This is a genomic window from Streptomyces coacervatus, from assembly GCF_029223485.1.
GTDB classification, from domain to species: Bacteria; Actinomycetota; Actinomycetes; order Streptomycetales; family Streptomycetaceae; genus Streptomyces; species Streptomyces coacervatus.
Genome location: NZ_JARHTP010000019.1, coordinates 158,810 through 177,756, shown reverse-complemented (window position 1 = coordinate 177,756; position 18,947 = coordinate 158,810). Strand labels below are relative to the sequence as shown.

Here is an 18,947-nt window from a genome sequence, read left to right as displayed (position 1 = left end):
CCATGACGTCAGCCGACCCTGCCCTGACCGAGTCCCTCCACACGTCCCTCCATCACGAACGCACTCACCACGACCGCTGCCGCACCGCCCTCACCGCCATGGTCGAAGGCGCCCAGGAACACGTCGTCACCGGCGAGGACGTCTCCGCCTCCGGTGCCGACGCCGAAGTGCTCGGGTACCGGCTGCGCAGCCAGGCCAAGCACATGCGCGAACTGCCCGAAGGGCCTTTGTTCTTCGGCCGGTTGGACTTCGGCGAGGGAGCCGGTGACCACAGCCGCCAGAGCTATCACCTCGGGCGGCTGCGGATCAGCGAGCACCCTGCCGCCCCACCCCTGGTCGTCGACTGGCGCGCCCCCGTCTCCCGCGCCTTCTATCAGGCGAGCGTCGGCGATCCGCAGGGTGTCGCCGTGCGGCGGCGGTTCGGGTGGGCGCCGGGCAGTCTCGGCGACTCCGCCGATCTCACCGGGCTCGAGGACGAGCACCTGGAAAGTGACCGGTCGAGTGACCGGTCGAGTGACCGGTCGAGTGGTCGGTCGAGTGGGCAGTCGCAGGTCAGCGGTATCGTCGCGCGCGAGATCGAGCGGCCTCGGGTCGGGCCGATGCGGGACATCGCGGCGACCATCCAGCCCGAGCAGGACGATCTCGTACGAGGGGACCTCGGCGTTTCCGTCTGCGTCCAGGGCGCTCCGGGCACCGGCAAGACCGCCGTCGGGCTGCACCGCGCCGCCTACCTCCTCTACACCCACCCGCAGCGCATCAAGCGCGGCGGACTGCTCATCCTCGGGCCCAACCGGACCTTCCTCTCCTACATCTCCCAGGTGCTCCCGGCCCTCGGTGAGACCGGTGTACGGCAGTCGACCCTGCCGGAGGAGATCGCCGTGCACCCGGTCAGGGGGATCGACGGCGAGCGGGCCGCCCTCGTCAAGCACGACGCCCGGATGGCCGAGGTGCTGCGCCGCGCGCTGTATGCGCAGGTGAGCAGCGACGGGGTCGACTCCCTTGCCGTGCACGACGGTTCGTACCGGTGGCGGGTCGGGGCCGGTGAACTCGTGCGGATCGTCGAGGGCGTACGGAGTGAGGAGCCGCCGTACGGGATCGGGCGTGAGCGGGTGCGGATGCGGGTCGTGCGGTGCATTCAGGCGCAGGCCGAGCGGCGGGCCGGGCCGCAGTCGAACGCCTGGGTGCAGAAGATCTCGCGGGCGTGGGCGGTCGGGGCGTACGTCGACGCCGTGTGGCCGCGGGTGCGGCCCGAGGAGGTTGTCGCTCAACTCCTCACTGAGGAAAGGGTGTTGGAGGCCGCTGCCGACGGGCTGCTGGACGCCGACGAGCAGCGGGCGCTGCTGTGGGCCAGGCCGCCGCGGTCGTGGAAGTCGGCCCGCTGGTCGGCCGCCGATCTGGTGCTCCTCGACGAGGTCGGCGGGCTGATCGAACATCCCGACGGGTACGGCCATGTCGTCGTCGACGAGGCGCAGGACCTCTCCCCCATGGAGTGCCGGGCGATCGCGCGGCGCGCGTCCTTCGGGTCGCTCACCGTCCTCGGCGACCTGGCGCAGGGGACCACGCCCTGGGCGGCGCGGTCGTGGGACACGGTCCTGCGGCACCTGGGGAAACCGGACGCGGCGGTCGTGCCGCTGACGACCGGGTTCCGGGTGCCGCGTGCCGTGGTCACGCTCGCCAACCGGCTGCTGGAGCGGCTGGACGTCGACGTTCCGGCGGGCCGCTCCCTGCGCAGGGACGGGGAGCTGAGGGTCCGGGAGGCGGCGGGAGATGTGCCGGGTGCGGTCGTGGACGCCGTACGCGATGCCCTTGAGCGGGAGGGATCGGTCGGGGTCGTCGCCGCCGACGCCGATGTGGACCGGGTGCGGGCGGCGCTCGGCGCGGCCGGGATCCCGGCCGCCGGGCCGGACGAGCTGGGAGCGCGCGTGACCGTCGTACCGGCGACTCTCGTCAAGGGACTCGAATACGACCATGTCGTCGCCGTCGAGCCCGCGGCGATCGCGGAGGCGGAGGCGCGCGGGCTGCACCGGTTGTACGTCGTGCTGACGCGGGCGGTGTCACGGCTGGAGGTGGTGCACGGGCGGCCGTTGCCGTTCTAGACCGGCTGCGACCGCCCGTCGGTCAGGCGCCGGTGCCGGCGTCGAGGAAGGGGGATCAACTCCTCTTCCTCGTACGTCAGATGGGCTTCGAGGTCGAGCGTCAGGCGTTCGATCCCGGCGCGGGCGGCGGCCGGGTCCGAGGCCCCTTCGGCCACGGCCCGGCGCAGTTCCGCCACGATGTCCGCGATCCGCTCGTGCTCCTCGCGCAGGCGCTGAAGCACCGGGGCGGCCTGCGGGTGGCGGTCGCCGAGGAACGGGAACATCATCGTGTCCTCGCCGGTGTGGTGGTTGTGCAGGCCCTGGCAGAAGGTCAGGCAGTTGATGCGTAGCTGGGCGCCGAGGGTGCCGGAACCCGTCGCCAACTCCTTGCGGATCAGGGCCAGTTCGCGTCGGAACATGTCGTGGACCACCTTGATCGCCTCGCCGGGGGAGGAGGCACTGATGTTCCCCGGGCCGCCCTGCGCGATCCTGTCCAGGGCGACCACCGGGATGATCCGCTCGGTCTTCTCCTGGTACGCCGCCCAGCCCGCGTCGGCCTCCACCGCCCGCGCCCAGGCCCGGTCCCGCTCCTCGCCCGCCAGCACGACGGCCCGCGCCTCGTACGTGAACACGCCGCTCTCGACGGTGACTTGGGGCTGGACGAGGAGGTTGCGATACCAGTCCGGGTGTTTGTCCGCGCCTCCCGCCGAGGCGATGACCAGGACACGGTCGCCGCCGTCGGGGAGGTAGCCGACGGGGGTGGTGTGCGGGGTGCCGGTGCGGGCGCCGGTGGTGGTCAGGAGCAGCAGGCGGGCGTTCTCGAAGTAGCCGGTCAGACGGCCCCTGTTGGCCCGGAACTCATCGATGACCTGTTGATTGAAATCATTGGGCATTCTCTACTTTTCACTTCTTTCTCTGCAGTGGGCGTCTTCCGAAGGATTCGAAGGCGGTGCAGAGAAAGAGGCGGGCTCCTGGCCCGCCGGGGCCTCACTCGGAGGCCGGGCACCCAACTCGCTCACGGCACAAGGCCGACCCGGCAGTCATGGACCGGACGATAACGTCCGACGTATGACTGACGCCACCGAATTCCAGACCGTCCCCACGACCACCCTCGCCGACCTTCTGGGCCGCGGGCAGGTCATGGACATCGGGATCCGCCCCCTGTGGGGACCGCCCGCGCGGGTGGCCGGACCGGCCTTCACCGTCAGCTGCGCTCCCGGCGACAACCTGATGCTGCACGCCGCCATCCATCGCGCCGAGCCGGGATCGGTCGTCGTCGTGGAGTCCGGAGACCTGGACTGGGCGCTCGCGGGCGGCAATGTCTGCGCCGTCGCCCAGCGGCGGGGCGTCGCGGCCTTCGTACTGGACGGGCTGATCCGCGATCTCGCGGAGGTGCGGGAGGCACGGTTCCCGGTGTTCGCCCGCGGCGTCATCCCGATCCCGGGCGCCAAGTCGGTCGTACGTCCGCTGGGCGCGCCCGTGACCTGCGGCGGCGTACGGGTGGAGGCCGGCGACCTCGTCGTGGCCGACGAGGAGGGCGTCGTCGCCGTACCCGCCGCCCGCCGCGACGAAGTGCTCACGGCGGCCCGGGCGAAGCTTGCGAAGGAAGCGGACGAGTCGCTGGACGCATGGGAGTCGGCGCACCGGGCACGCATCGACAAGATCCTGGCGGAGCAGGGGTTCGAGGGCTGATCCGGCTACAGGGCTACAGGGCTACAGGATGCTCCTGGTTCCCTTTGTTCCCTTTATTCCCTTGTTCGCGGATCCTGTCCCTGATGCTTCTCTTCCTTGACGTCGACGGAACGCTGATCCCCTTCGGGGCGGCGCACTCGTACCCGTCGTACGAGGCGCGCTTCGCGTTGCCGCAGACGGCGGCCGCCGCCCGTCCGCTGCTCAGCCGAATCGATCCGGCGCTGGGCGCGCGGCTCACGGCGCTGGACTGCGAGCTGGTGTGGGCGACGACCTGGATGGACGACGCGAACGTGTGCCTCGCGCCCTGGCTCGGCCTGCCCCCGCTGTCGCTGGTGGACTGGCCGGACGAGGAGGAGCCGCCGACGCCGCTGCACTGGAAGACCCGGCCGCTGGTGTCCTGGGCGGACGGCCGCCCCTTCGTCTGGGTCGACGACGAGATCACCGCGGTCGACCGCACCTGGGTCGCCGCGCATCATCCGGCGCCCGCTCTGCTGCACCGCGTCGACCACCGCCACGGGCTCACCGACGCGGATTTCGCCGTACTGGAGGAGTGGCTCGGCGGTCGCGGGTGCAGCTGACGACCGTATGGCTCAACGGCGCACCCGTCGGCCCACCCGCCCGAGTGGCGTGGCGCACTATTGCAAGCGGCTGCTTGCAATAGTTAGCGAGAGTGGTGCAAGGTGGGGGCATGGCATCGCTCAACGTCGGCAATCTCGGCGAGTATCTGCGCGAGCAGCGGCGCACCGCGCAGCTGTCGCTCAGGCAGCTCGCCGACGCCGCCGGGGTGTCCAATCCGTATCTGAGCCAGATCGAGCGCGGGCTGCGCAAGCCGAGCGCGGAGGTGCTGCAGCAGGTCGCCAAGGCGCTGCGGATCTCCGCCGAGACGCTGTACGTGCGCGCCGGCATCCTCGACGCCGAGCGGGACCGGGACGAGGTGGAGACGCGCGCCGTCATCCTCGCCGATCCCACGCTGAACGAGCGGCAGAAGCAGGTGCTGCTCCAGATCTACGAGTCGTTCCGCAAGGAGAACGGCTTCGGGATCGCCGGCACGGCGGACGAGATGACCGAGGCGGCCCCCGAGGCCGGCTCGGCGGTCCTGACCGCCGAGCCCCGCCCGGGTACGCCCGGGGCCCAGGACGTCGAGGACATCGACGACGTCGAGGACGACGACACCGCGATACGCCGCACCCGCAAGGGCGACGGCGAGGAGACCGGCGAGCGCCGTACCCGCAAGACCCGCACGGCCGGCGGACGCAGGTCCGCCACGCGCCGCACCCGCACGTCCGGCGGCAACGACGCCGCACCGCAGGACCCGCACCACCCGAACGACCCGCAGCAGACGGCCGGCTGACCATGAGCAGCACGTGCACACGCCCGGCCCACTGACCGCGGGACCCAAAACCCTCAGCTGCAAGCGATCCGGGAGGACCATCACCATGGCCATCACCGACGACCTCCGCAAGACCCTCAGCGACCCGACGCCGCTCTACTTCGCGGCCGGCACCGCCGACCTGGCCCTTCAGCAGGCCAAGAAGGTGCCCGGCATCGTGGAGCAGCTGCGCGCCGAGGCCCCGGCCCGTTTCGAGGCCGTCCGCAGCACCGATCCGAAGGCCGTCCAGGAGAAGGCCCAGGCCCGCGCCAAGGAGGCCGGCGCCAAGGTCAAGGAGACCCAGGAGTCCCTCCAGGCCAAGGTCACCGAGTTCCTGGCGACCGTCGACGGCGACATCAAGAAGCTCGGCGCCACCATCGACGCCGACCTGAAGAAGTTCGGCGAGTCCGCCCAGGACCTCGCGCTGCGCAGTGTCGGCGTCGCCGCCGAGTACGCCGTGAAGGCCCGCGAGACCTACGAGAAGGTCGCCGAGCACGGCGAGCAGGCCGTGAAGACCTGGCGCGGCGAGGCGGCCGACGAGATCGAGGAGCTGGCCGCCACCGTCGAGCCGAAGCCCGAGCCGGTCGAGGTCAAGGAAGAGGCCGCCAAGCCGGCCGAGGCCACGGCCGCCCCCGCGAAGAAGCCCGTCGCCAAGAAGGCGCCGGCCCGCAAGACCACCACCGCCAAGAAGACGACGCCGCCCGCGAAGTGACACGGACGGGTGATCGGTAACGGGTCGGGCACTCCTGGAGCGCCCGGCCCGTTGTGCGGGTAACCGGTGTTCGAGAACGGGTACGGTGACCGCGTAGGAACAAGCCGAGTCTGGTGGTGGACGTAGTGCTGATGCAGGGATTCGCAGGGTTCATGTGGCTGCTGAGCATGGCCCTGATCCTTTTCAGCGGCTTCGCGCTGATCGACGCGGCCATCCGCCGCGAGGACGCCTACCGCGCGGCCAGCAAGCAGACCAAGCCGTTCTGGCTGATCATCCTCGCCATCGCCTTCGTGGTGAACGTGCTCTTCCCCATCCTGTCCTTCCTGCCCGTCATCGGCCTGGTGGCGACCATCGTCTACATGGTCGACGTCCGCCCGGCCCTAAGAGGCCTCTCGGGCGGCGGCCGCAACCGCAGAGGCTCAAGCAGCGACGGCCCGTACGGCCCTTACAACGGCGGCCGCTGAAGCGGCCCCTTTTAGGGGCGCGGGGAACTGCGCGACCAGCCACAACGAACCCGCACCCGGCATACGACAGACCCCGCAACGGCGGATTCCCGCTCAGGCCTCACGGTCCAACAGCAGCACCGCCACGTCATCCGTGAGCTCCCCACCATTGAGCTCGCGAACTTCGTTCACGGCAGCCCGCAGCAGCGCCTCGCCGCGCAACCCCGCGGCCAGCTGCCGCCGCACCATCTCCACCATCCCGTCCTGCCCCAGCCGCTCAAGGCGCCCCGCCCCGATCCGGCCCTCGATCAGCCCGTCGGTGTAGAGCATCAGGCTCCACTCCCGCCCAAGCTCCACCTGCATCCGCGGCCACCGCGCACCCGGCAGCAGACCGAGAGCGGGCCCGTTGTTCTCGTACGGCAGCAGCTCGGCCGTCCGCCCCGGCCGGGCGACCAACGGCGACGGATGCCCGGCCAGACACAGCCCGGCCCGCCGCCCGTCCGGCGAGATATCCACCGTGCAGAGCGTCGCGAAGATCTCGTCGTCGGACCGCTCGTGCTCCAGCACCTGCTGCAATGTGCCGAGCAGCTCGTCGCCGCACAGCCCCGCCAGGGTGAGCGCGCGCCAGGCGATGCGCAGCTCCACGCCGAGCGCCGCCTCGTCCGGGCCGTGCCCGCAGACGTCGCCGATCATGGCGTGCACGGTGCCGTCCGGCGTCCGTACGACGTCGTAGAAGTCACCCCCGAGCAGCGCCCGGGAGCGCCCGGGCCGATACCGCGCGGCGAACTGCAGCGACGACCCCTCCAGCAGAGGGGTGGGCAGCAGCCCCCGCTCCAGACGCCGGTTCTCCTGCGCCCGCACCCGGCCCTCGGCGAGCCGCCGCTCGGCCGTGTCGGAACGTTTCCTCTCCACGGCGTAGCGGATCGCCCGGCTCAGCAGTCGGGCGTCCAGTTCGTCCCGGAAGAGGTAGTCCTGGGCGCCGACACGCACCGCCTCCGCGCCGCGCTCGGCGTCGCCGGACGCGGTGAGCGCGAGGACGGCGTGCCGGGGCGCGAGCTCCAGTACGTGCTTGAGTACGGCGAGCTCGTCGTCGTCCTCGCTGCGGCCGGCGGCGGGCAGCGCGAGGTCCAGCAGGATGCAGTGGACGTCGTCGGTCAGCAGCCGCGCGGCCTCGGTGAGGTTGCGGGCGGTGCGGACGCGGAGCGGACGGCCGGCCGAGTCCTGCAGTTCGGGCACGACGGTGGCGCCGCCGGGATCGTCCTCGATCAGCAGCAGCGTGAGGTTTGTGGTGGTGGCGGCGTTGTTGTCGACCGTGGCTTCCTTGCGCGGGGTCTGGTCCTTGGAGGTGCCGCCTAGTTGCGCGGCCTGCGCCTGACCACTCTCCGCGGCCGGGATCGCTCGCTGCCGCGGTATGGGTACGGGCATCTTGTTGAGTTCCTTCCCTCCCCCCGAGGGCACGCGGAGCGAGAGATCTCGATCCACCGACCGGGACCATAGCGGGTGCCGGCGCCGTAAAGGAATGGCGTGAGACACGCCGCTTGGAGAGGCGCCACTGTCATATGCCGCGATCCGTACCGCAGTTGGACAGGAGGGGCGTGGGGCGGGAATGACGAACGTCACGTCCGCCGTGGGTTTACCGGGGTGTTGCACGTGCACTGGGTCACGTGACGGGGCTCACGCGTCCACCGTCGGCCACCCGTCCTCACGCGTCCGGCCGTACCACCCCGAGGATCGGCATCGACCCCGCGCCCGTGATCGTCACGGTCCGCCCGGGCCGCGGGGCGTGCACGATCGCGCCGTCGCCGATGTACATCCCGACATGGCTGGCGTCATCGAAGTAAATAATGAGATCGCCGGGCCGCATGTCCTTGATGTCGACGTGCTTGAGCTGCTTCCACTGCTCCTGCGAGGTACGCGGAATGGCATGCCCGGCATCCGCCCAGGCCTGCGAGGTCAGCCCCGAGCAGTCATACGTCTCAGGGCCCTCGGCGCCCCATTCGTACGGCTTTCCGATCTGGGCCGTGGCGAACTCGACAGCCCGCTTCCCCTGTTCGGACGCTTTTCCACTGATTTCATCCAGAATCCCGGAGTCGAGCCAGGCGGTCTGCGCCTTGAGAGCGGCCTCCTGCTCCAGCTTGGCAAGGCGCTCCTTCTCCGCCTTCTCCAGCCGGCCTTCGAGCTTCTCGGCGGCCGCGATCTCCTTCTTGATCTTCTTCCGCGCGGCGTCCTTCGCCTTGCGCCCCGCCTCCAGCTTCTTCCACTGGTCGGCGGCGTCCGCGGCGTACTGCTTCAAGTCGTCCTGGGTACGGGTCATTTCCGTGATCAGGTTCCTGGTCGCACGCTCGCCCTGCAGCGCCCGGCCGGCCCCGTCGAGGAATTCCTGCGGGTCGCGGCTGAGCAGCAGCTGGGCCTCGTCGGGCAGCCCGCCGGTGCGGTACTGGGCGGCGGCCGCGGCGCCCGCGCGCTGCTTCAACTCGTCCAGTTTCTGCTGCTCTTCGACGATCTTCTTCGCCAGGTCGACGATGGCGGCGGACTGCTGCTGGGCCTTTTCCTCGGCGGCGTTGTAGGAATCCGTGGCGACCGCCGCGTCGTGGTACAGCCTGTCCAGCTTCTCTCGGATCGCCTCAAGGTCCTTGCCGGCCGCGGGGGTCGTGGATGCGGAGGGGGATGTGCTCGGGGAGGGTGTCCGGCTGGAATTCGCGAACGCCGTGCCCGGCGCCGCCAGCACGGTGACCGCACAGACCACGGTCACGGCCGTCGCGATCAGGCCGCGCTTGCCCGTACCCATACCGCTCCCCAAACCTGATTTACCGTCAGTAACTTACGACGCCCGGGGGATCGTGCCACGCCGACGCGCAAAGCGACAGAGGCACACGCAAGTCGGATTCCCCCCTTCCCCCTCGCCCCACGCGGTCTCCCCGCCTTCTCCCCGCCTTTGTGACGAACGACCCACGGAGATCGTTCCCCGCAGGTCAGAGGCGTCCAGGGCTCAGCCGCGGGGCGCCAACGCCTCCCACTTCACCGTCACTTCACCCTGCCGCCACCGTCCGGCCCCGTCCGTCACCGGCCAGTCGGCCGTCAGATCCCGCACCGCACGGATCCAACGCTGACGGGCGCCGTACGAGGCGTAGGGCGCGGCGGCCGACCAGGCCCGGTCGAAGTCGCGCAGAAAGGCGTGCACCGGCTCGCCGGGAACATTGCGGTGGATGAGCGCCTTCGGCAGCCGCTCGGCAAGGTCCGACGGCCGCTCCAACGAGCCGAGCCGCGTCGCAAAAGTCACCGTCCGCGGCCCCTCCGGCCCCAGCGCGACCCACACATGCCGCCGTCCGATCTCGTCGCAGGTCCCCTCGACCAGCAGCCCGCCCCGGGAGGACTCCGTCACCGGGGCCAGCCGGGCACACAGCCGCCGCCACACCCCGGAGACCTCGCCCTCCTCGTACTGACGCAGGACATTGGCGGCCCGCACCAGCAGCGGCCGCTGGGGGATCGGGATCTCGAACCCGCCGTGCCGGAAGACGAGCCCGTCGCACTCGTACGGCTTCGCCGCCGTCACCCGGGCCGGTTCGATCTCGACGCCGACCACGCGCGCGCGTGGCGCTGCCGCGCGCAGCCGGGTCAGGAGCTCGACGGCCGTCCAGGGGGCGGCACCGTAGCCGAGGTCCACGGCGACAGGATCCACAGCGCGCCGCAGCTCGGCGCCGTGCACGGCCGCGATCCAGCGGTCCATGCGGCGCAGCCGGTTGGGATTGGTGGTCCCGCGTGTCACGGTTCCCACCGGGCGGGCCGTGGCGCGGGATGTCATGCGTACGAGGGTATGCGGCGCGCGTCCGCAGCTGTGCGCCGTAGAGGGTGCCGCGGAATGTCGTAGTGCGACTGCGGATCCGTCGTGGCTGGTCGCGCAGTTCCCCGCGCCCCTTGGGTGGCTGCAGTCGCCCACGGCGGAAACCCGAGCCCCTTGGGTGGCTGTAGTCGCCCACGGCGAGAAGGGGACGTGTCGGGGGGTGTCCGCCCGCAGCGGCGGGCGTCCGCCACCGATCGCGTCCCCACCAGGCAGCACCGCCCGACCGAGGACGGACACCCCCCGGCGCGGCCCCGACCCCCAACTCACCGCAGGCGCGACACGCACCCCCACCGAACCCGCGGATGCGCCGCAGGCATCTCCACCCCACGCCAACCCACCCACCCCCCGAACGGTTGAGCGAGAAACGGTAATGCCCAGGCAAAAATCACCGCCCCCGGAATGGGACCAGCCCCGCCGATGTTGCACCCCCTTGGAGGGCGCCCCACACCCTCCCTCAGGCATGCCCGCACAAGGAGGAACGCCACGTGAGCCAGTACGTCAGCAGGCTCGGGCGACGCTCCCAGGCGGCCCCCACGCGGCTCAGGCTCCACCGCCGCCCCCGCCGCGTCGCCATGCTCTCCGTGCACACCTCACCGCTCCACCAGCCCGGCACCGGCGACGCCGGCGGCATGAACGTCTACATCGTGGAGCTCGCACAGCGCCTCGCCGCGATCAACATCGAGGTCGAGATCTTCACGCGCGCCACCACGGCCGCCCTTCCCCCGACCGTCGAGCTGGCCCCGGGCGTCCTGGTCCGCCACGTGGACGCGGGCCCCTACGAGGGCCTGGCCAAGGAGGAGCTCCCGGCCCAGCTGTGCGCCTTCACCCACGGCGTGATGCAGGCCTGGGCGGGCCACCGCCCCGGCCACTACGACCTGGTCCACTCCCACTACTGGCTCTCCGGCCACGTCGGCTGGCTCGCGGCCCAGCGCTGGGGCGCCCCCCTGGTCCACGCCATGCACACCATGGCCAAGGTCAAGAACGCCAACCTGGCCGACGGCGACACCCCCGAGCCCGCCGCCCGAGTCATCGGCGAGACCCAGATCGTCGAAGCGGCAGACCGCCTCATCGCCAACACCTCCGAAGAGGCCGACGAACTCGTACGGCACTACAGCGCCGACCCCGGCAAGGTCGCCGTGGTCCACCCCGGCGTCAACCTCGACCGCTTCCGCCCCGCCGACGGCCGAGCAGCGGCCCGCGCCCGCCTGGACCTCCCGCAGGACGCCCTGATCCCGCTCTTCGCGGGCCGCATCCAGCCCCTGAAGGCCCCGGACATCCTCCTGCGCGCCGTCGCCGTCCTCCTCGACGACCGCCCCGAGCTGCGCTCCCGCATCGTCGTGCCGATCGTCGGCGGCCCCAGCGGCAGCGGCCTCGCCAAGCCCGAGGGTCTGCAGAAGCTGGCGGCCAGGCTGGGCATCGCGGACGTCGTCCGCTTCCGCCCGCCCGTCGGCCAGGACCAGCTCGCGGACTGGTTCCGGGCGGCCTCCGTCCTCGTCATGCCGTCCTACAGCGAGTCCTTCGGCCTGGTCGCCATCGAGGCGCAGGCGGCCGGCACACCGGTGCTCGCGGCCTCGGTCGGCGGACTGCCGGTGGCCGTGCGCGACGAACGGACCGGCTTCCTCGTACGAGGCCACAATCCCGCCGACTACGCGCGCGTACTGAGCGATTTCGCCGACGACCCGACGCTGGCGTCCCGCATGGGCGCAGCCGCCGCCCGGCATGCGCAGTCCTTCGGCTGGGACACCGCGGCCGCCGCGACGGCGGACGTCTACACGGCCGCGATGCAGTCGTACCGGCGTCGCGTACGCTCCCACCATGGCTGATGGAGACAAGGCGGCGCAGGTCATCGAGGATGCGCTGAACGACGCCGAGCTCGGCTGGGAGAGCCCCGCCCCCGGCAACTACGTCGTACAGCTCCCCGGCACCCGCAAGCTGAAGACGACGGTCTCCCTCCTCGTCGGCCGCCACTCCCTCTCCCTCAACGCCTTCGTCATCCGCCACCCCGACGAGAACGAGCCCGGCGTCCACCGCTGGCTCCTGGAGCGCAACCTCAAGCTGTACGGCGTGAGTTACGCCGTCGACCGCCTCGGCGACGTCTACGTCACCGGAAAGCTCCCCCTCTCCGCCGTCACCCCCGATGAGATCGACCGCCTCCTCGGCCAGGTCCTGGAAGCGGCGGACGGGGCTTTCAACACCCTCCTGGAACTCGGCTTCGCGTCCGCGATCCGCAAGGAGTACGAGTGGCGAGTGTCCCGCGGCGAGTCCACACGAAACCTGGAAGCGTTCACGCACCTGACTCAGCGCACTGCTGACTGACCCCTTCCCCCGCCCACCCGAGCCATGGCATGCTCACCGCCAACGCACATCTGAACGTCGTTCACATCCATGAAATGACATGGGAGGACGCACGGACATGGGTAATGCGCATCCCACCAGACGGGCCCTGCTCGGCGGCGCCACGGCCGTGGCGCTCGGCGCGGCGACCGGTACGGCACGAGCGGCCACCTCCGAAGTCCCGTCCCTCTGGCGGGAGTTCACCCGCACCCCCTTCACCCACCCGCAGATCCCGTACGTCGGCCGGGCCGGCTGCCTGCGCGGGGCGGCGCGCTTCCCCCGCCGCCCCGCCGTGGCCGACGTACGCGACCACGGCGCCGTTGGGGACGGCTCGACCGACTGCGCCCCCGCGATCAACCGTGCCGTCGCCGCCGCCGGAAGGGCCGGCGGCGGCACGGCCACCATCCCGCCGGGCACCTTCCGCATCGACGACGTGATCCGGATCGGATACGACAACGTCGTGCTGCGCGGCGCGGGCAGCGGCCGTACGACGCTCTACGCGACGAAGAACCTCACGGAGCTGATCGGCGTGTACGGCTCCCGGTACGGCGGCACGAAATCGGCCTGGTCCTGGGCGGGCGGACTGGTCTGGCTGGCGCCCACGGCCCGTTGGGACTCACTGGTCGCCGCCATCAAAGCGCAGGCGTGGCCCTTCGAGGGCTGGACCGGCAACAAGCGGGACGAGTGGGAGCCGTTGACGACGGTAGAGCCCGCGCGGCAAGGGGACTGGACAGTCAAGGTCGCCGACGCGTCCCACCTGCACCCCGGCCGCCTGGTCCTCCTCCGCATCGCCGACGACCCGGCTCACACGCTCCTCCAGCACATGTCGGGAGGCGGCCCGGGCCCGGCGGCGTACTACTGGCAGGACAAGACCAAGCTGCTCTCCTACGTCCCCTACGAATGGCCCGTCCGCATCGCACGAGTCCACGGCCGCACCGTCACACTCGAACGCCCCCTTCCGCTCGACCTGCGCCCGGAATGGAACCCCCAACTCACCACACACGTACGTGAGTTGACCGGTTCCGCTGTCGAGGGCCTCACCCTCCAGGCGATCCCGACACCGCAGTCCCCGCACCTCCTCGACAAGGGCTACAACGGCGTCGTACTCCAATGCGCCTACGACTGCTGGGTGGACGACGTCACCGTCCGAGACGTGGACAACGGCTTCGGCCTGGTGGCGGCCTCCTCCTGCACCCTGCGCCGCACCCGGGTCGGCGGCCGCGGCGAGCACCACCCCTACTTCTGCCGCGAGGGCTCGCACGACAACCTGATCGAGGACTTCACGATCGAACAGCGCACGGTCCCGGCCCCGGACGGGACACAGCTCCATGGCATCAACGTCGAGGGACTGTCCTCGCACAACGTCTGGTCGCGCGGCACCATGCAGATGGGCACGTTCGACTCCCACCGCGGCCTGCCCTTCGCGAACGTCCGCACCGACATCACCGTCGACAACAACGGCCGTCACGGCGGCGACGCAAACGCGGGCCCCCTCTACGGCGCCCGCTTCACCCACTGGAACGTCCGCGTGACGAACGGCAGGGCGGGCCTGGTGAAGATCGACGGGCTCGCGCCCTGGTCCGCGACGGTCGGAGTCAACGAGGTCACGGAGTTCGACCAGATCGACACCCCGGACTTCACCGGCGACCTGCACTCCCGGCTGGAGCTGTATCCCACGACGGACGCGATCCGGCCGCGGAACCTGTACGAGGCACAGCGCGGGCTGTGAGGGCGACTTGTCTCACCGCCGGCCAGCGTTTTTCAGCCCGTCCGGCGTTTGAGGACGAGGCCGTTCAGGCCGATCGGGGGTCCAGGGGGCGGAGCCCCCTGGCGGCGGGGGCGAGGAAACGCACCGTCACACCCCTTTCGCATACCGCCCCGGCGTCACCCCCACCAACTTCCGGAAATGCCGGGTCAGATGGGACTGATCGAAGAACCCGGTCGCGGACGCAACCTCCCCCGGCGACCGCCCGTCGAGAAGCAGCCGACGCGCCCGGTCGACCCGGCGGGAGTTCAGATACTGGTGCGGCGCGATGCCGTATGCGGTGCTGAACGCCCGTACAAGATGAGCGGGATGGGCATGCACGAGCCCCGCCGCCTCGTCGAGGGTGAGCCCGTCGACCACGCGCTCGTCGAGGAGTTCGCGCAGACGGCGGGCGAGGGCGGGATCGGGACGGGGGCCCTCCGGGACCAGGCGGGGCCGCAGATGGGCCCGCAGCCGCTCCCTGATGAACATCAGCCTGCTCTCGGCCTCCAACTCGTCCCCGCCCCGCGCGAGCGCGGTGTGCAACTGACCGACACGCAGCCGAAGCACGGGATCACGCAGGTCGGGCCGGTCGACGGCGGCCCCGATGAGACCGTCGGCCAGTTGCGTGCCGTCGAGATACAGGACCCGTTTGCGGAAGCCGTGCGCAGTGGCCGGGGACCCGTTGTGCGGGACGTGCGGCGGGAGGAGGGTGACCGTGTCGTGCGGGGTGCCGTGCTCGTGCCGGTCGAGGTCGTACCGTACGGCCCCGTCGTCCACGATGAGCAGCGTCCACGATTCATGCACATGCATCGGATAGGCGTACTCGGTGAAGTGCGCGTGGAAGACCTCGACCACGCCCGGCACGGCCGGGCGCCAGGCGGAGACTTCCTGGATCTCCTGGGCTTCCTGCCGGGCGGCCATGCAAAGAACGTACAAGACGGGACAGGGGACCGATCGGCAGTCTCGTCCCATGAGCAGCGAACCCATCCGTTTCGACACCAAGATCGCCGTCCTGCTGCGGGAGGACCTGGAACCGTGGCAGCGCCTGAACGTCACCGCGTTCCTGGTCAGCGGCCTCGGCTCGCAGGTCCCCGAGGTGATCGGGGAGCCGTACGAGGACGCGGACGGCGTCCCGTATCTCCCGATGTTCCGCCAGCCGGTCCTCGTCTTCGAGGGCACGAAGGAGACGCTGACCGCGGCCCACGCGCGCGTGCTGTCCCGGTCGCTCCCGCGCGCGGTGTTCACCTCCGACCTGTTCACGACGGGCAACGACCGCGACAACCGGGCGGCGGTACGGGCCGTCGGGACGGGGGAGCTGGACCTCGTGGGGCTGGCGCTGTACGGGCCGAAGAACGCGGTGGACAAGGTGCTGAAGGGGGCGCGGATGCACCCGTGACCGAATCTGCACAGTGAATGCGCAACCGTGACGCGAGTGGGTTCTGTTGGTACGGAGTTGTCCTGTTCGCGGCAGCCGGGGCAATACCTGTCGGCTTCCTGTGCAGCGGTTGCTGTAGAGAAGCTGGCCCCAATTCGTGTGCGTCTCCACACGGTTCGGTGGCAGACCGTTTCAACGGCCCTGCCGTGGGCGCCCACGCGCTGGATGCCGGGCACGCTCCGTGGTTTGATCCTGCGCACCGAGCCCCGCCTGCTGTCCCCGCGGGGCCGCTCCCTCTCTGGCACATCCATGCGAAGGGCAGTTTCACCATGAACTCCGCTCCCCAGGTTCAGACCTCCGAGATCTCCGACGCCGAGCTGGACGCCGTCTCCGGCGGCCTGAGCCCGCAGATCTCCCTCACCGCCGGCTCCACGACGCTCAGCAGCGCGGACGTCCTGGCCGAGCTCGACGCGCTCAAGGCGACGGCCCTGGGCAGCCTCGGCGGCACCCTCGGTGCCCTCCCGCACCAGGTCGGCGTGAACGCCAGCTTCTGATCGTCCGGTCGGCGACCTGACCGCCGGCACCGATCGACAGCCACGGCAACGAGCCCTCTACCGGCGGAGAACCGCAGGTGGGGGGCTCTGTCATGTCTTCCGCGACACCCACGCGGGTGGCGCCATGTGCGCCGCATTCGGGTGCTTGTGTGCACGTCGGTGCTTCTGGCACGGGGGCTTGGCGGCATACCTCCGGCAGCACACACCTACCGAAGGAGACGCTTATGCGTGCACCTGCCGTGCTGGCCGCCATCGCACTGGCCGGGACAGTCCTGTTCGGAGGCGCGGCCCAGGCCCTCGCCGACGGCCGCGACGACGACCTGCCGACCAACGACGTGGGCAACGTCGGGGGCGACCAAGACGGCGTTTTCGGTCCCGCCTCCCACTCCAACGCCGATTTCGACTCGGGAGCCACCGGCTTCCGCAAGCTCGGGGGGACTTTCGACTGGGCTTCCGGCCACTGACTGCCGGGCCACGCCTTCATTCCCCGACCTGCACCGTGACGCTCTCGGTGCGGGTCGGGAAACTTCCCGGGCACTGACCGGCGCGGTCGTCGCCCGTTGCGGATCTGGAGCGGGTGCCGGGCCGCAGCCCCCTCACCTCACCCCGCGCCGACTTCCGCCCCGGCGGCGGCTTCCCGCGGCGGAACCGCTGCCGCCGGCTCCGCCGTGGGAAGCCGCCGCATAAGAGCGCCGTACCCGACAGCTGCCAGCGTGCCGACGACCGCGCACAGCCCCCACAGCCACTCGGCCCCGAACCGGTCGATGACGACACCGGACATCAGCGGGGCGACGAGCGCGGCAAGGGACCAGGAGAGCGTGTACATGCCCTGGTAGCGGCCGCGGCCGTGCAGCGGCGAGAGCCGGACGGCCAGCCCGGTCTGCGTCGGCGCGTTGACGATCTCGGCGAGGGTCCACACGCACACGGTGAGCGCGAAGACGCCGACCGACCCGGCGAAGGCGGTGAGCCCGAAGCCGTACCCGGCCAGCAGGGACGAGACCACGAGCAGCCGCCGAGGATCCCGGCGCTCGATGACCCGCGTGACGGGGATCTGCAGCGCGACGATCAGGATGCCGTTGACGGCGATCGCCATGCCGTAGTCGGCGGGAGTGAACCCGGCCCGACCCATCGCGACCGGCAGCCCGACCGAGCCCTGCTGGAACACGAGGGCGACGAGGAAGGACAGCCCGACGACGCTCATGAAGCGCCGGTCGCGCAACACCGTCCCCAGCCCCACGGTGTCGTCCTGCGCGGCCTTGACCGCCCGCACCGGCCTGGACTCCGGCAGCTTCAGGAAGACCACGACCGCGCAGACGGCCGTCATCCCGGCCTCGATCAAGAACCCGGCGAGATAGCTGACTTCGGCGATGAAGCCGGCGGCCATGGAGGAGACGGCGAAGCCGAGGTTGATGGCCCAGTAGTTGAGGGAGAAGGCCCGCACCCGGTCCTCGGGCCGCACGATGTCGGCCATCATCGCCTGCACCGCGGGCCGGGAGGCGTTCGACGCCATGCCCACCAGGAACGCGACCGCGGCGATGGCGACGGGGTCGTGCACGAATCCGAGCAGGGCGACGGAGGCGGCCGTGGACGCCTGGGCGATGAGGAGCGTCGGCCGTCTGCCGAGCCGGTCGGTCATCACCCCCGCCCCCAGGGACGAGACGACCCCGCCGAGCCCGTGCAGGGACGCGACGAGACCGGCGTAGGAGGCGGAGTACCCGCGGTCGACCGTCAGGTACAAAGCCATGAAAGTCGCAACAAAAGCACCAAGTCGGTTGACGAGGGTGCTGGTCCACAGCCACCAGAACTCGCGGGGGAGTCCGGAGACGGTCTCCCGGGCGGCACGTCTCAGGCCGGCGACTGACATACGGATCCCCCACGGATGACACGGTTGTAAGCGGCTCAGGCAGCGAGCACAACTTACGCACGAGCCAACGCCCCCGGCCACTCAATTAACAGATGCCGTCAACTGTCCGCCTGCTGGGCGGCCACCCTGGGGCCCGAATGTGTGGATTACGCTCTCAGACATGGCCGACGCACCGTACAAGCTGATCCTCCTCCGCCACGGCGAGAGCGAGTGGAACGCGAAGAACCTGTTCACCGGCTGGGTGGACGTGAACCTGAACGAGAAGGGCGAGAAGGAGGCAGTCCGCGGCGGTGAGCTCCTGAAGGACGCCGACCTCCTCCCCGACGTGGTCCACACGTCCCTCCAGAAGCGCGCGATCCGCACGGCCCAGCTGGCGCTGGAGTCCGCGGACCGCCACTGGATTCCCGTACACCGTTCGTGGCGCCTCAACGAACGCCACTACGGCGCCCTCCAGGGCAAGGACAAGGCGCAGACCCTCGCGGAGTTCGGCGAGGAGCAGTTCATGCTGTGGCGCCGCTCGTACGACACGCCTCCGCCGCCGCTCGAGGACGGCACGGAGTTCTCGCAGTCGGACGATCCCCGCTACGCGACCATCCCCCCGGAGCTCCGCCCCCGCACGGAGTGCCTGAAGGACGTCGTGGTCCGCATGCTCCCGTACTGGTACGACGGCATCGTCCCCGACCTCCTGTCCGGCCGCACGGTCCTGGTCGCCGCCCACGGCAACAGCCTCCGCGCCCTGGTCAAGCACCTGGACGGCATCTCGGACGCGGACATCGCGGGCCTGAACATCCCGACCGGCATCCCGCTGTACTACGAGCTCGACGCCGACTTCAAGCCGGTCACCCCCGGCGGCAAGTACCTCGACCCGGAGGCGGCTGCGGCGGCGATCGAGGCGGTCAAGAACCAGGGCAAGAAGAAGTAAGCCGTAACGATCAAGCCCC

19 protein-coding genes are annotated in these 18,947 nt (G+C 70.8%); 13 read left to right on the top strand and 6 right to left on the bottom strand.

The genetic code is table 11. The annotated features are described in order from the left end of the window. Window positions 1-2 precede the first annotated feature (2 nt). Window positions 3-2,096, top strand: coding sequence for a HelD family protein (locus tag P2Q00_RS38140; RefSeq protein ID WP_275778810.1), 2,094 nt, complete (start codon window positions 3-5; stop codon window positions 2,094-2,096). On the opposite strand, the gene P2Q00_RS38135 is transcribed toward P2Q00_RS38140, so the two are convergent. Then, window positions 2,093-2,968: a nitroreductase/quinone reductase family protein gene (locus P2Q00_RS38135; protein ID WP_275778807.1), complete on the bottom strand. Its 876-nt coding sequence runs from the start codon at window positions 2,966-2,968 to the stop codon at window positions 2,093-2,095. The two genes, P2Q00_RS38140 and P2Q00_RS38135, sit on opposite strands and share 4 nt — an antisense overlap. Window positions 2,969-3,143: 175 nt before the next feature. Between P2Q00_RS38135 and P2Q00_RS38130 the strand changes: the two genes are divergently transcribed. The 5 genes from P2Q00_RS38130 to P2Q00_RS38110 all read left to right on the top strand — a co-directional run bounded on the left by P2Q00_RS38130 (window position 3,144) and on the right by P2Q00_RS38110 (window position 6,312). After that, window positions 3,144-3,767, top strand: a complete 624-nt coding sequence (locus P2Q00_RS38130; protein ID WP_275778806.1) for an RraA family protein — start codon at window positions 3,144-3,146, stop codon at window positions 3,765-3,767. An 83-nt stretch (window positions 3,768-3,850) separates the two neighbouring features. Next, window positions 3,851-4,345 (top strand): HAD domain-containing protein, encoded by a 495-nt coding sequence (locus tag P2Q00_RS38125; protein ID WP_275778804.1) that lies wholly within the window; start codon window positions 3,851-3,853, stop codon window positions 4,343-4,345. Window positions 4,346-4,455: 110 nt separating this feature from the next. Beyond that, window positions 4,456-5,118, top strand: a complete 663-nt coding sequence (locus tag P2Q00_RS38120) for a helix-turn-helix domain-containing protein (protein ID WP_275778802.1) — start codon at window positions 4,456-4,458, stop codon at window positions 5,116-5,118. An 85-nt stretch (window positions 5,119-5,203) separates the two neighbouring features. After that, complete coding sequence (locus P2Q00_RS38115) at window positions 5,204-5,848, top strand: hypothetical protein (protein ID WP_275778801.1); 645 nt, start codon at window positions 5,204-5,206, stop codon at window positions 5,846-5,848. Window positions 5,849-5,979: 131 nt separating this feature from the next. Next, window positions 5,980-6,312 (top strand): DUF2516 family protein, encoded by a 333-nt coding sequence (locus tag P2Q00_RS38110; protein ID WP_275778800.1) that lies wholly within the window; start codon window positions 5,980-5,982, stop codon window positions 6,310-6,312. A 93-nt stretch (window positions 6,313-6,405) separates the two neighbouring features. On the opposite strand, the gene P2Q00_RS38105 is transcribed toward P2Q00_RS38110, so the two are convergent. From P2Q00_RS38105 to P2Q00_RS38095, 3 genes are all read right to left on the bottom strand, one after another. Then, a complete protein-coding gene (locus tag P2Q00_RS38105) occupies window positions 6,406-7,716 on the bottom strand; it encodes a PP2C family protein-serine/threonine phosphatase (protein ID WP_275778798.1) in 1,311 nt (436 codons plus the stop codon). Window positions 7,717-7,993: 277 nt separating this feature from the next. Beyond that, window positions 7,994-9,079 (bottom strand): C40 family peptidase, encoded by a 1,086-nt coding sequence (locus P2Q00_RS38100; protein ID WP_275778797.1) that lies wholly within the window; start codon window positions 9,077-9,079, stop codon window positions 7,994-7,996. 201 nt (window positions 9,080-9,280) lie between these two features. Further along, a complete protein-coding gene (locus P2Q00_RS38095) occupies window positions 9,281-10,093 on the bottom strand; it encodes a class I SAM-dependent methyltransferase (RefSeq protein ID WP_275778796.1) in 813 nt (270 codons plus the stop codon). Between the two features lie 524 nt (window positions 10,094-10,617). On the opposite strand from P2Q00_RS38095, the gene mshA reads away from it, so the two are divergent. From mshA to P2Q00_RS38080, 3 genes are all read left to right on the top strand, one after another. Continuing rightward, a complete protein-coding gene (gene mshA, locus P2Q00_RS38090) occupies window positions 10,618-11,955 on the top strand; it encodes a D-inositol-3-phosphate glycosyltransferase (protein ID WP_275778794.1) in 1,338 nt (445 codons plus the stop codon). Further along, window positions 11,948-12,448 (top strand): type III secretion system chaperone family protein, encoded by a 501-nt coding sequence (locus P2Q00_RS38085; protein WP_275778792.1) that lies wholly within the window; start codon window positions 11,948-11,950, stop codon window positions 12,446-12,448. The genes mshA and P2Q00_RS38085 overlap by 8 nt, the downstream gene beginning before the upstream one ends. Window positions 12,449-12,545: 97 nt before the next feature. Then, window positions 12,546-14,195 carry a glycosyl hydrolase family 28-related protein gene (locus tag P2Q00_RS38080; RefSeq protein ID WP_275778791.1) on the top strand — a complete coding sequence of 550 codons (1,650 nt, stop codon included), beginning with the start codon at window positions 12,546-12,548 and terminating at the stop codon, window positions 14,193-14,195. A gap of 126 nt (window positions 14,196-14,321) precedes the next feature. On the opposite strand, the gene P2Q00_RS38075 is transcribed toward P2Q00_RS38080, so the two are convergent. Continuing rightward, a complete protein-coding gene (locus tag P2Q00_RS38075; RefSeq protein WP_275778789.1) occupies window positions 14,322-15,134 on the bottom strand; it encodes a helix-turn-helix transcriptional regulator in 813 nt (270 codons plus the stop codon). A gap of 49 nt (window positions 15,135-15,183) precedes the next feature. Here P2Q00_RS38075 and P2Q00_RS38070 point away from each other — a divergent pair, with 49 nt between their 5' ends. The 3 genes from P2Q00_RS38070 to P2Q00_RS38060 all read left to right on the top strand — a co-directional run bounded on the left by P2Q00_RS38070 (window position 15,184) and on the right by P2Q00_RS38060 (window position 16,606). After that, entirely contained in the window at window positions 15,184-15,609 is a 426-nt protein-coding gene (locus P2Q00_RS38070; RefSeq protein WP_275778788.1) for a DUF2000 domain-containing protein, read from the top strand. A gap of 308 nt (window positions 15,610-15,917) precedes the next feature. Then, the gene (locus P2Q00_RS38065; RefSeq protein ID WP_275778787.1) at window positions 15,918-16,142 is read left to right on the top strand and encodes a hypothetical protein; all 225 of its coding nucleotides are present in this window, start codon (window positions 15,918-15,920) and stop codon (window positions 16,140-16,142) included. A 224-nt stretch (window positions 16,143-16,366) separates the two neighbouring features. Further along, window positions 16,367-16,606 (top strand): hypothetical protein, encoded by a 240-nt coding sequence (locus P2Q00_RS38060; protein WP_275778785.1) that lies wholly within the window; start codon window positions 16,367-16,369, stop codon window positions 16,604-16,606. Window positions 16,607-16,743: 137 nt separating this feature from the next. Here P2Q00_RS38060 and P2Q00_RS38055 read toward each other — a convergent pair whose 3' ends face one another. Then, entirely contained in the window at window positions 16,744-18,006 is a 1,263-nt protein-coding gene (locus P2Q00_RS38055; protein ID WP_275778784.1) for an MDR family MFS transporter, read from the bottom strand. 160 nt (window positions 18,007-18,166) lie between these two features. Between P2Q00_RS38055 and P2Q00_RS38050 the strand changes: the two genes are divergently transcribed. After that, complete coding sequence (locus P2Q00_RS38050) at window positions 18,167-18,928, top strand: phosphoglyceromutase (RefSeq protein WP_275778783.1); 762 nt, start codon at window positions 18,167-18,169, stop codon at window positions 18,926-18,928. Window positions 18,929-18,947 lie beyond the last annotated feature (19 nt).